The organism is Rhodococcus sp. OK611 (assembly GCF_003050885.1).
GTDB lineage: Bacteria > Actinomycetota > Actinomycetes > Mycobacteriales > Mycobacteriaceae > Rhodococcus_G > Rhodococcus_G oryzae.
The window spans coordinates 132,759-144,037 of the sequence record NZ_QAOZ01000018.1 but is presented as its reverse complement, the minus strand read 5'-3'; the positions used below and the strand labels follow the sequence as shown (position 1 = coordinate 144,037).

12 protein-coding genes and 1 pseudogene are annotated in these 11,279 nt (G+C 69.1%); 9 read left to right on the top strand and 4 right to left on the bottom strand.

The genetic code is table 11. The annotated features are described in order from the left end of the window. Together C8K38_RS22065 and C8K38_RS22060 are read left to right on the top strand one after the other, a co-directional pair. A partial coding sequence (locus C8K38_RS22065; RefSeq protein WP_179800674.1) for an MspA family porin occupies positions 1-92 on the top strand: 92 nt, incomplete at its 5' end. A gap of 169 nt (positions 93-261) precedes the next feature. Next, positions 262-930, top strand: coding sequence for an AIM24 family protein (locus C8K38_RS22060; protein ID WP_077040034.1), 669 nt, complete (start codon positions 262-264; stop codon positions 928-930). 52 nt (positions 931-982) lie between these two features. On the opposite strand, the gene C8K38_RS22055 is transcribed toward C8K38_RS22060, so the two are convergent. After that, a complete protein-coding gene (locus C8K38_RS22055) occupies positions 983-1,330 on the bottom strand; it encodes a DoxX family protein (RefSeq protein WP_097213526.1) in 348 nt (115 codons plus the stop codon). 111 nt (positions 1,331-1,441) lie between these two features. Between C8K38_RS22055 and C8K38_RS22050 the strand changes: the two genes are divergently transcribed. Further along, entirely contained in the window at positions 1,442-2,077 is a 636-nt protein-coding gene (locus C8K38_RS22050) for a formylglycine-generating enzyme family protein (RefSeq protein WP_097213550.1), read from the top strand. 42 nt (positions 2,078-2,119) lie between these two features. Here the strand turns inward: C8K38_RS22050 and C8K38_RS22045 are convergent, their stop codons facing one another. Both C8K38_RS22045 and C8K38_RS22040 read right to left on the bottom strand, forming a co-directional pair. After that, entirely contained in the window at positions 2,120-2,794 is a 675-nt protein-coding gene (locus C8K38_RS22045; protein ID WP_097213525.1) for a PaaI family thioesterase, read from the bottom strand. 47 nt (positions 2,795-2,841) lie between these two features. Then, complete coding sequence (locus tag C8K38_RS22040) at positions 2,842-3,435, bottom strand: TetR/AcrR family transcriptional regulator (RefSeq protein ID WP_097213524.1); 594 nt, start codon at positions 3,433-3,435, stop codon at positions 2,842-2,844. 20 nt (positions 3,436-3,455) lie between these two features. On the opposite strand from C8K38_RS22040, the gene C8K38_RS22035 reads away from it, so the two are divergent. Together C8K38_RS22035 and C8K38_RS22030 are read left to right on the top strand one after the other, a co-directional pair. Continuing rightward, a complete protein-coding gene (locus C8K38_RS22035; protein ID WP_097213523.1) occupies positions 3,456-3,821 on the top strand; it encodes a hypothetical protein in 366 nt (121 codons plus the stop codon). Further along, complete coding sequence (locus C8K38_RS22030) at positions 3,818-4,312, top strand: hypothetical protein (RefSeq protein WP_097213522.1); 495 nt, start codon at positions 3,818-3,820, stop codon at positions 4,310-4,312. The genes C8K38_RS22035 and C8K38_RS22030 overlap by 4 nt, the downstream gene beginning before the upstream one ends. Before the next feature lie 47 nt (positions 4,313-4,359). Here the strand turns inward: C8K38_RS22030 and C8K38_RS22025 are convergent, their stop codons facing one another. Further along, positions 4,360-5,181, bottom strand: a complete 822-nt coding sequence (locus C8K38_RS22025) for an acyl-CoA thioesterase (RefSeq protein WP_097213521.1) — start codon at positions 5,179-5,181, stop codon at positions 4,360-4,362. A gap of 103 nt (positions 5,182-5,284) precedes the next feature. On the opposite strand from C8K38_RS22025, the pseudogene pepN reads away from it, so the two are divergent. The 4 genes and pseudogenes from pepN to C8K38_RS22005 all read left to right on the top strand — a co-directional run bounded on the left by pepN (position 5,285) and on the right by C8K38_RS22005 (position 11,260). Further along, positions 5,285-7,773, top strand: a pseudogene (gene pepN, locus C8K38_RS22020) (aminopeptidase N). Positions 7,774-7,801: 28 nt separating this feature from the next. Then, entirely contained in the window at positions 7,802-8,998 is a 1,197-nt protein-coding gene (locus C8K38_RS22015; protein WP_097213520.1) for a winged helix DNA-binding domain-containing protein, read from the top strand. Positions 8,999-9,112: 114 nt separating this feature from the next. Further along, the gene (locus C8K38_RS22010) at positions 9,113-9,709 is read left to right on the top strand and encodes a DUF1109 family protein (protein WP_097213549.1); all 597 of its coding nucleotides are present in this window, start codon (positions 9,113-9,115) and stop codon (positions 9,707-9,709) included. 180 nt (positions 9,710-9,889) lie between these two features. Then, positions 9,890-11,260, top strand: coding sequence for a flavin monoamine oxidase family protein (locus tag C8K38_RS22005; protein WP_097213519.1), 1,371 nt, complete (start codon positions 9,890-9,892; stop codon positions 11,258-11,260). The last annotated feature ends 19 nt before the right edge of the window (positions 11,261-11,279 follow it).

The following is an 11,279-nucleotide window of genomic DNA, read 5'->3' as shown; positions in this document are numbered from 1 at the left end:
CGCAGGCCCGCTCCTACGTCAACGTCACCGTCGACACCGAGAGCATCATCAGCACCGTCACCCTCTGGGGACAGCCCTTCAGCATCGGCTGACCGAACGGCAGGTTGCGAACACGACCCCGGGGTGCGAGGCGATCACGCCTTGCCTCGGGGTCGTGTCGACAGCCAAACAGGTAGTGCTCCAATGATTCTGGAGTTCAGGCGGTCGTCGCGACGAGTTGGCCCGCCCCGGACGGAATCGTATTCGGCTAGCATCGGGAGCATGCGTAGCGACCTGATGAAGAACGCGGAACGTAGTGGTGAGCCGGGGACTTTCGTGCTCCAGAACTCCCGAATGCTCAAGGTGGACCTGGCCGGAACGGGTGGGCACTTCCTCGCCCGTCAGGGGTCGATGGTCGCCTACCAGGGTGATGTCGACTTCGCCTACCAGGGCAGCGGCGGCCTCGGCAAACTGTTCAAGAAGGCGCTCACCGGCGAGGGCATGTCGCTGATGAAGGTGTCCGGCAGCGGTGATGTCTTCCTTGCCCGCGACGCCGACGAGATCTTCCTGCTCGAACTCGAGGACGAGTCGGTGACCGTCAACGGGACGAACGTCCTCGCCTTCGAGAGCTCACTGAGCTGGGACATCAATCGGGTCGAGGGTGCGTCGATGCTCAGCGGCGGGTTGTTCAACACCACCTTCAGCGGGCGCGGTGTGCTCGCGATCAACGTCTACGGCACGCCCGTGGTGCTGAACGTGGACACCCCCACGTTTGTCGACATGCAGAGCGCGGTGGTGTGGTCGACCGGGCTGCAGTCGACCATCCGCAAGACCGCGAAGATGTCCGCGGCGATCGGACGCGGTTCGGGTGAGGCGTACCAGTTGTGTCTCACCGGCAACGGATTCGTCGTCGTTCAGGCCTCCGAGGGTCACCCCATCCCGCAGCACTGACCCAGACCTCCCGGTCGGCCACGGCCCCGCCGTACCGACCGGGAGATCGTGCTCAGGCCGCATATCCCAGCGCAGCGGCGACGAGCACCGGCGCCAGATACAGCAGCGGGAACGGGATGTGGGCGTACGAGCGCGCCCGGATCACGGTGATGACCGCCCCCGTGAAGTACAGGAACAGGCCGATCGTGGCCAGGACGCCGACCTCGGGCACGAGCAGGCCGACCAGCAGGCCCGCCGCCCCGGCCGCCTTGGCGGCGCCGAGCCACGGCCACCACGACTGGGGAACGCCGTAGTCGGTCAGGGCTTCCACGACCCATCCGGCGCGGAAGAAGACGGCGGCCGCCGAGTAGCCGACCCACGCTGCGGCCAGGATGGTGACGATGACATAGGCGGTGTTCATCGGAATTATCTCCTCATCGGGTTCGAATGGACTCACCACCATGACGGCCGCCACGCCGAGAATGTGACAGCACGCGATCAACGAACTTCCAGGAGTCGACCGGCTATGAAGATGATCGCCGTCCCCGCGGGGGACGTCACCCTCTCGGATCGGCGGACCAGCCGCACCTGGCGCGTCGATGTCGGGGCCTTCGAGATCGCCGCCACTCCCATGACCCAGGGCGAGTACGCCGAGATCACCGGCGAGTGGCCCGGGGCGAACCGGGGTGCGCGCCTGCCCGTCGAGGGGGTGTCGTGGTGGGACGCGATCGCGTTCTGCAACACCATGTCCGAGCAGGCCGGCCTCGCCGCCGCCTACCGCATTGTCGATGACGACGTCACCTGGGAGACAACGGCCGACGGGTACCGGCTGCCGACCGAGGCCGAGTGGGAACGTGCCTGCCGGGCCGGGACGACCGGTCCGCGGCATGGACCCCTCGACGAGATCGCCTGGTATCGACAGAATTCCGACGGCGGGCCGCACGAGGTGGGTGGGAAGCAGCCGAACGCGTGGGGGCTGCACGACACCCTGGGCAACGTCTGGGAATGGTGCTGGGACCTCTACGACCCCGAGGTGTACGGCACCTATCGGGTGTTGCGCGGCGGCGGCTGGTTCGACGAGCACTGGAGCTGCCGAGCCTCAGCCCGGCGGCGCAGTCACCCGACCTACCGGATCGACGACGTCGGGTTCCGCGTCGCCCGCGGATAGCCGCAACGGCCACCCGGGAGCATCCGCGACGGAACTGTCGACTCAGGCCTGCCCGGGCTTGAGCACGATGAACAGGCCGTGTGCCTCGGCGCAGAGCCGGTCGCCGTCGTGCATGGTGGCGCGCACGTAGACCTTGCGACCGTCCTGGCGCTCGGCCCAGGCGCGAACCGTCAGCTCGGTGTCGAGCGGGGTGACGGATCGGTAGTCCACGGTGAGGGACGCGGTCCTCGTCACCGACCCCGCGTGCATCGCGGCGGCCATGCCGAGTAGGTCGTCGAAACCGACGGCCACCTGCCCACCGTGCGCGGCATTGTTGCCGCCGAGGTGGTAGGTGCGGAAGGTGATGCGGGCGTCGACACCGCTCGCGTCGGCGTGGTCGATCATGAACGGCGGAAGGGTGATGTTCCCGCGACCGGGCAGATCGAACCTGGTCCATGTCGGCGCGGACCACTCGTTCACGACGGCGGCGTCCAGCTTGTCGTTGAGTTGCTTGAGCACGCCGATCGTCTCCAGCGCCAGCTCGTCGGAGGGGCTGGCCAGCCGCGCGCGATCCATCAGACCGCGCACCTGCTCGATGAACTCGCCGTAGTGCGGTCCACCCCGGGTGATGTCGGCACCCTGTTCCTCGCGGGCGTTGATCAGCTCGGACATCGGCCGGAACCCGCCCTCGTGATGCTCTTGATCGGGTAGCGAGTCGCCGACCTGCTGTTCGTTCATGGGAACACGTTATCGGTTATCGGCGGAATGCCCGCCCAGCGGGTGCGTCAGCGTCGGTACGAGGTCAACAGCGTGCGTGCCGTCGCGGCCAGGTCGGCGTCGAGCCACTCGGGCAGCTCGGCGGCGTGGGCGTGGCGGCGCAGCGCGGCGTACGGGAGGTCGACGACGGCACGGCTGACGGCATCGATCTCCCGGTCGCCGTCCGCGCCGAGGAGGTCGCGGGCCAGACGCCGCAGGTGCTCGAACAATGGCGCGTTCATCCGGTCGAGGCGACCGCGGAACTCCGCATCGGGGCCGCCGTCGAGCAGATCGCTCGGACGCAGGTTGAGCAGAAGCTTTGCATCGTCGGGCAACTCGCGACCGAACCGGATGGCTGCCACCGCCATCGCGACGCCCGCCTCGACCGGGTCCTGGTCGCCCGCGACACCCATCACGCGCTCCTGGAAGCGGGCGAGCGCGCGCAACCACGCCTCGGTGAGGACGCCGTTGCGACTGCCGAAGCGGTGGTACAGCGTGCCGACGGGTGCGCCACTCGCCGCGGCGATCGCCGCGACGCCTGCCGCGCGGGGGCCGTCGGCGAGCACGAGTGTGCGTGCAGCGTCGAGGATCGCATCGGTGTCGTGCTTGCGGGGTGGTGCCATTACTAGTACGTTCCTTCTATATGGAGCGATTGCCCTACATCGACCAGCATGCCAGAACGATCGACGCGAATCGGGATCGGGTATGGACGGCGTTGCTCGAGGTCATGTGCAAGGACCCGGACGACCCGTCCGCGCCGAGGGGCTTCCGGCTCGAATCGGCCGAAGCGCCTGCCCGGTTGGCGCTGTCGGGCAGGCACTGGTTCTCGCGTTACGCGCTGATCTTCGAACTCGACGAAGAGGGCCCCGGCCGTACTCGGGTCCGGGCGCAGTCGTGGGCGGAGTTCCCCGGCCTGCACGGCAAGATCTACCGGGCGCTGGTGATCGGCAGCGGCGGTCACAAGGTGGTCGTGCGTCGGTTGCTGCGCCAGATAGCGGTCGCGGCATGATCCCCGGGCTCGTCTGGGGCGCCACCGAGGTCGAGCGCGGGCAACCCCTGCCGTGTGACGAGCTGGCCTTCGGCGGGGTGCAGGCGGACCGGGCCATCAGCATCGACGCATCACCGCAGGTGGTCTACGCCTGGTTGTGTCAGCTGCGCGTCGCGCCCTACAGCTACGACCTGCTCGACCGATTCGGCCGCCGCAGCCCGCGCCGTCGCGACCCGGAGCTGGCCGAACTCGAAGTGGGGCAACGCTTCATGTCCCAGTTCGATCTGGTGTCCTTCGTTCCCGATCGGCACATCACGCTTGTCACCGGCAAGATATGCGTCACCTACGCGGTCCGGCCCGAGGGAGGCGGAACCCGCCTCGTGGTCCGGATGCACTGCGGTGCACCGTGGGTCGTCGCGCGGGTGCTGGCGCTCGGCGACCTGGTCATGATGCGAAAGCAGTTACTGACGCTGAAGGAGCTAGCCGAAGCGGAGCAGCGCACCCTGGCGTGAGGCGCGGGTGTCGGAGGGACGCCGGACCGGGTCCGGCGTCCGCCGCCTCAGTCCTTGAAGTAGACCAGCTGATGGGTCGTCGCCAGCAGCGCGCCGTCGCGTCCCCAGAGCTCCGCGCTCTGATCGAAATAGCCCCTGCGGATCTGCTGGGCGCGGGCGGTACCGAGCAGGGCATCCTCCGCCTGCTCGGCGAGCACCTCGGCGTCGGCGTGGAAGTACACGGTCATCGAGACGGTGCCAGCAGGCATGAACTGACCGCGGCGCAGGAAGATCCGGGGGAAGAACACGTCGCTCAGGGCGGTCAGGGCCGCGAAGTCGAGCGGACGGGCGGGGGTGTCGCGCACCCAGAGCGTCGAGACCGTGTCGGGGTGCGGGGCGGCCTCGGCCGTCGGAATTCCGCCCTCGACGAACCGCATCTCGTAGTTGCGGGACCAGGCGATGAACTCGGGGAAGGCGCCTGCCTCGACGTCATCGACGGCAGGAACGTCCGGGCGGGCGATCTCGGTGGACGACCAGGTCTCGCGGCGGGTGCCGAACACCGCCGTCGCGGTCGTCGCGACGACCCCGTCCTGGGACAGCTCGAGGGCCCAGTGCTGGGTGCTGCGGTTGGTCCGGACCGGCCGGGCGGAGATCTCGAATGCGCCCTCGGCGATGGGGCCGGCGTAGTTGACGGTCAGCGAGAGCGGGTCGCCGAGCCGGTCCGGGTGCTGCTGCACCGCCCGCAGCAGGGTCGCGGCGGTGATCCCACCGAACGGGCCGACCATGTTGGCGTAGGCCGGGGAGGTGTGACCGCTGAAACGTCCCTCGCCTGCGGGAGTGAGCTCGACGGCGGAGTCGAAGGGGTGCGGCGGGGCGATGGTCCGGGTCACGGTGGCTCCTCGTAGGCGATGACGGATCGACCCCAAGTATGACGCTTGGCATAGAAGCCGTCGGTACCGCCCTGGCGCGCGGCCCGCCTGGCAGGATCGATCCGTGACCATCGCGAACCTGACCCGCACCGAAACCGCCGCCCGATCGGCGGTGGTCACCGTCCACGGTTATCGCGTCGAACTCGACCTCCTGGCCGCGCCCGACCACTCCCGGCCGGGCTTCCCGACGACCACGACCCTCGAGTTCGACGCCACCACCGCCGAGACGTGGATCGACTTCATCGGGCAGTCGGTCGAGTCGGTGACCGTCAACGGGACGGCAGCCCCCGTCGAGTACGACGGTGCCCGCATCCGGGTCCGGGATCTGCGGGCGACGAACCGGGTCGTGGTCGAGGCGACCGGCGAGTACAGCCGTTCCGGCGAGGGTCTGCACCGATTCCTCGACCCCGTCGACGGCCAGACCTACCTCTACACCCAATACGAGCCGTCGGACGCGCGCCGCGTGTTCGCCTGCTTCGAGCAGCCGGACATGAAGGCGCCGTTCACCTTTACCGTCACAGCCCCGGTCGGGTGGGAGCTGGTGTCCAATTGCCCGGTCGCCACCCGCGAGGACGACGGCTCCCGGCAGACGGTGGAGTTCTCCCCCACCCTGCCGATCTCCACCTACCTCACCGCCGTGGTGGCCGGGCCCTATGCCCGGGTCGAATCAATCTGGAGCCGTGGAGATCTCACGGTTCCGCTCGGTCTGCTGTGCCGCGCCTCGCTCGCACAGTACCTCGACGCGGACACTCTCTTCGAGGTGACCGGGCAGGGCCTCGACTTCTTCGCCGAGCACTTCGGCTACCCCTATCCGTGGGGCAGGTACGACCAGGTGTTCGTGCCGGAATACAACCTCGGCGCGATGGAGAATCCCGGCTGCGTGACGTTCACCGAGGCCTACGTCTTCCGGGGCGCGGCGACGGCCGCGCAGTACGAGGGTCGAGCCAACACCGTCCTGCACGAGATGGCCCACATGTGGTTCGGGGACCTCGTCACGATGGTGTGGTGGGACGACCTGTGGCTCAAGGAGTCGTTCGCCGACTACATGGGCGCGCTCGCCAGCGCCGAGGCCACGCAGTGGACCGACGCATGGGTCGCGTTCGCGAGCCGTCGCAAGGCCTGGGCGTACTCGCAGGACCAGCTGCCCACCACGCACCCGATCGTCGCGGACATCGTCGACCTGGAGGCGGCCAAGCTCAACTTCGACGGCATCACGTACGCGAAGGGCGCGAGCGTGCTCAAGCAGTTGGTCGCGTACGTCGGGCGCGATGCCTTCTTCGAGGGCTCCCGCCGCTACTTCCGCGCGCACGCCTTCGGGAACACCACCCTCGCGGACCTCCTGGCGGAGCTGTCGGCGGCGTCGGGTCGTGACCTCACGGAGTGGGCGCGTGCCTGGCTACAGACCTCGGGGATGTCGACGCTGACGCTCGAGGAGACCAATGGCGTTCACGTGATCGTCCAGACGGACCCGCGTCCGCACCGTCTCGCGGTCGGGCTGTACGACTTCGACGATGCCGGCGACCTGGTCCGTCGCGGGCGGGTGGAGGTGGACCTCGTCGCCGAACGCACGCCGATCGTGCTCGACCCCGCTCCCCTTCGTCTGTTGAACGACGGGGACCTCACCTACGCGAAGGTGCGCCTGGATCCCGGATCGATTGGCACCGTGGAGCGTTCACTCGACCGCGTCATCGATCCGCTCGCGCGCGGGCTGATCTGGTCCGCGCTGTGGAACGCGACCCGAGACGGCGAACTGGCCGCCGACCGCTATCTCGCGATGGCCCGAGCGTTCGCGCCGGCGGAGTCGAACACGGCGCTGCTGGCTGCGGGCTGTCGAATGCGTCTTATGTCATCGGCCACTACCTGCCGATCGTGGAGCGGGATCGGTGGCGCGGTGACTGGCTCGAGGAGACCTGGGCCGCAATGCAATCCGCCGCGCCCGGCTCCGGCGCCCAGCTCGCCTGGGCGCGCGCGGCTGCGACCGCGGCCGCCGTCGACGATCGCATGGCCGCCGACATCGGGGCGATCCTCGACGGGCGGGCGCCCGCGCCCGACGGGTTGGCGCTCGACCCCGACCTGCGCTGGGCGCTGTGGACCGCGTTGGCCGCCACCGGCCACGCCGACGCGGCGGAGCTGGACGCCGAGCTCGGCGGCGACGACACCGCCTCCGGCCGAACCGCCCACCTGCGGGCGCTGGCGGCGCGGCCGGAGGCGGAGGTGAAGGTGAGCGCCTGGGAGTCCGCGCTCAGTGACACGTCATTGACGAACGAGCACCTCGACGCCGTCATCGCCGGGTTCCGTACCGGGGACCGCCGCGACCTCATCGCCCGCTACGACGACGAGTACTTCGCGGCGATCGGCGAGGTATGGGCAGGGCGGAGCATCGAGATCGCGCGGCGCATCGTGCTGGGGCTCTTTCCTGCGGCCGACTCACTCGGCCCCGTCGACGCCTGGCTGGCCGCGAATCCGCACGCACCGAACGCGCTGTGCCGGCTGGTGATCGAGCAGCGCGACCACCTGGCACGGGACCTGCGGGTGCGGGCCGCGTTGGGGTAGCCGTGCACGCCTGCCGCGAGCGGGCACAATGACACCCGTGCCCACCGATCACGCCACACCCTTCGACCAGGCGCAGCGCCGCGCCCGGCTTGCCCGCCGACACCGGCTCGCGCCCGAGGCCCGCGCCGAGAGCGTGACCGAGGCGGCGACGAGCCTGGTGTGCCTGCACGGCACCGACCCCGCGACGATCTTCCTCTCCGCAAGGGCCAGGGTCGACGACATGATGGTGGCGGACCTGGAACGTGCTCTGTACGAGGAGCGTTCGCTGGTCAAGCACCTCGCGATGCGGCGCACCCTGTTCGTGTTCCCCAGCGAGTCGCTGCCGTTCGTCCAGGCCGGTGCCAGTAACCGGGTCGCCGACACAGAGCGGCGGCGCCTGATCCGGGAGGTGGAGAAGGCAGGCCTGTTCGAGGACGGGGCGGGCTGGCTCGGGGCGGCCGAGGATGCGGTCCTCGACGCGCTGGAGGGCAGCGCGCCGATGGCGTACACGTCGCTGCGTGATCAGATCCCGCTGTTGAAGGGTTCGATGACCTACGGCGAGGGCCGGAGCTGGGGCGGACAGGTGTCGGTCGGTCCCCGGGTGCTGACGGTGCTGTCGGCGGAGGGCCGGATCGTGCGGGCGACCAATGACGGACCCTGGAGGGCGTCGCGGAACCGCTGGGCGACAAGCGAATCCTGGCTGGGCATGCCGATCGATCGCCGCACCGAGACGGAAGGCGCGTCCTGGCTGATCGAGGCGTGGTTGCGTGCGTTCGGCCCCGGCACCGAGGCCGACCTCAAGTGGTGGCTCGGGTCGACGGTGTCCATCGTGCGGAAGGCGTTGTCGGAGTTGGACGTCGTCGCGGTCGACCTGGAGGGCCGGACCGGCTACCTGATGGCCGACGACCAGGAACACGACGATCCCGTCGAACCGTGGGCGGCACTGCTGCCCGCCCTTGACCCCACCACGATGGGCTGGCGGGACCGGGACTGGTACCTCGGGCCGCACAAGGACCTGCTGTTCGACACCAGCGGGAACGCAGGCCCGACGGCGTGGTGGGACGGACGGATAGTCGGGGGCTGGTGGCAGGACGAGGCCGGGCAGGTGGTGGTACACCTGCTCGAGGACGTCGGTGCCGAGGCGCGATGCGCGTTCGACGACGAGGCGGCGAAGCTGACGGCCTGGCTCGAGGGTGAGAAGGTGCTCCCCCGCTTTCCCTCGCCACTGGCGAAGCTGCGCGCCTGACCGTTCGCCCTGATGGCGCGAACGGGCGGTTATCGGATCATCGGCCGAGTGGGTCGCCCGAGAACCGCCGGTTCGTGCCCCGGCGTGGAGCCCGCCGGCCGCTACGGTGACTGGGTGACGAGAGCCGACGACGTCGAGCGGGATCAGCGGAACAAGCCGCCGGGCCCGATCGTGCTGGCCATGACGGTTCTCCCGATTGCGGTGCTGCTCTGCATCCAATACGACTGGCAGCCCGCCCGCTACGGGAATCTGACCGGTGCTGACGCCTTCCTATACGGCGTCCCGGCGCTGCTGGTCCTCGCGCTGACGGGGCTGATCTGGGCGATCCGCAGCCTGTACGTCGTCGGGGAGGACCGGCGGTGGTCTTGGTGGATCGTGGCGGCGCCGAGCGTAGTGGTCGCGGCCGTCGCCGTCGGGATGACCTGGCCACCACCGACGTTCGACGAGGCGCGCCCCGAGTTCGAACGCATCGCACGTCAGGTACTCGCCGAACCCGATACCCGGCTCGCGGACATCGAGATCGACGGCTTCGAGATCAGCTACGTTCGGAAGATCGCTGCGGATGAGGTCCAGTTCACCGATGCCGACGGGTTCGGGGCCTCCAGTGGGTGGGTATACGCGCCGAACCGGACGCCCAACGGATCCGACAGCAGGGAGTTCTCCTCGACTCATCTCGGCGGCCCCTGGTACGAGTTCACCTATACCTGGTGATGTCGCGGGTTCATATCTGCGACAACGGCTTTCGGGTGCCATTCCGTCGCCCTTGACCTGCACGTGCACTGCGAGTACGCATAGATGCGAGGCGTTTTCGACCCCCGCTACGCGAGTGCAGCCGAGTGGTGCACCCGGCGAGGGGTGTGCGCGCAGATCTGGTGAACGCAGGGTGCTGTCATGGCTGACGTCGACGTCGACTATTGCGTTGTCGGTGCGGGATTCGCGGGGCTGACGGCGGCGCTGCGGCTCAAACAAGGCGGCCAATCGGTGGCGCTGCTCGAGGCGAGGGACCGGGTCGGCGGGCGAACCTTCACAGAAGTGCGCGAGGACGGGTCGTGGATCGACCGTGGCGGTGCCTGGGTAGGGCCAGGTCAGGACCGGATCTACGCATTGATGGACGAGTTCGGTGTGCCGAGCTATAAGCAGTACACCGACGGCGAGGCCATGATGGTGGTCGGCGGCAAGCAGCACCGCTACGAGGGCACCATTCCGTTGACGATGAGCCCGTGGGTGACGGCGAATCTCGGTGCGGTCTTCCTGGAACTGGGTTCGATGTGTAAGACGATCCCGCTCAACGCCCCGTGGGAGGCGAAGAAGGCCGCCGAGTGGGACCGGATCAGCCTGGCCAAATGGCTGGACGACAACGTCCACTCAAGGCCGGCCCACGATCTCCTCGAGACGGCGATCGCCGGCTGCTACACCTCGGCAGCCTCGGAGGTCTCGCTGCTCTTCGTTCTGTACCAGATGGCGACGGGTGGAGGTCCGAGCTTCGTCCTGGGGGTCAAGGACGCGGCCGAGGACGAGCGACCGGTCGGCGGCATGGGCGCCGTCTACCGGCCGATGGCGGCCGAGATCGGGGACGCCCTCCATCTCGCGCAGCCTGTTCGCGATATCGAGCAGGACGGGAACGGCGTGACCGTTCGCTCCCAGAACATGACCGTGCGTGCCCGGCGGGCGATCGTCGCGGTGCCGCTCGCGATCGCGAGCCAGATCCTCTACGAGCCGATGCTGCCCGTCGACCGCTCCTTCCTGCACCAGCGGATGCCGAGCGGCGCGATCTTCAAGATCGCGGTCGTGTACGAGGAGCCGTTCTGGCGGGCCGATGGGCTGTCAGGTCAGTCGGCGGCACCGGGCTCCCCCGCCACCATCACCATCGACGCCTGCACGGACGCGGCCACGCCAGGGGTGCTGTGCGTCATCGTCGAGGGCCCGATTGCCCGCGAGATCGGGCGCCTCGGCGAGGCCGAACGCCGCAAGTCGGTCCTCGGCGAGCTCGCCGGGCGTTTCGGCGACAAGGCCGGCACACCGATCGACTACATCGAGCAGAACTGGTCCGTGGAGCGATACTCCGGCGGTGCCATGCTCAGCCACGCGCCGACCGGGGTGCTGACGGAGTTCGGCCACGCGCTCCGCGAGCCCTGCGGTCGCATCCACTGGGCGGGCACGGAGAGCTCGGCGCAGATGTGCGGCTGGGTGGACGGGGCCGTCCGCTCCGGTGAACGGGCCGCGCGCGAGGTGACCGAGCACGACGGGCTGATCCGGGGCTGACGATGTCCTCTTGCCCGCG

Coding starts and splice junctions, on each gene's coding strand:
- C8K38_RS22055 (WP_097213526.1), bottom strand. CDS start 1,330: ATGAACACCGCCTATGTCATCGTCACCATCCTGGCCGCAGCGTGGGTC.
- C8K38_RS22040 (WP_097213524.1), bottom strand. CDS start 3,435: ATGGCACCACCCCGCAAGCACGACACCGATGCGATCCTCGACGCTGCA.
- C8K38_RS22035 (WP_097213523.1), top strand. CDS start 3,456: ATGGAGCGATTGCCCTACATCGACCAGCATGCCAGAACGATCGACGCG.
- C8K38_RS22015 (WP_097213520.1), top strand. CDS start 7,802: ATGACACCCGTGCCCACCGATCACGCCACACCCTTCGACCAGGCGCAG.
- C8K38_RS22050 (WP_097213550.1), top strand. CDS start 1,442: ATGATCGCCGTCCCCGCGGGGGACGTCACCCTCTCGGATCGGCGGACC.
- C8K38_RS22005 (WP_097213519.1), top strand. CDS start 9,890: ATGGCTGACGTCGACGTCGACTATTGCGTTGTCGGTGCGGGATTCGCG.
- C8K38_RS22030 (WP_097213522.1), top strand. CDS start 3,818: ATGATCCCCGGGCTCGTCTGGGGCGCCACCGAGGTCGAGCGCGGGCAA.
- C8K38_RS22060 (WP_077040034.1), top strand. CDS start 262: ATGCGTAGCGACCTGATGAAGAACGCGGAACGTAGTGGTGAGCCGGGG.
- C8K38_RS22045 (WP_097213525.1), bottom strand. CDS start 2,794: ATGAACGAACAGCAGGTCGGCGACTCGCTACCCGATCAAGAGCATCAC.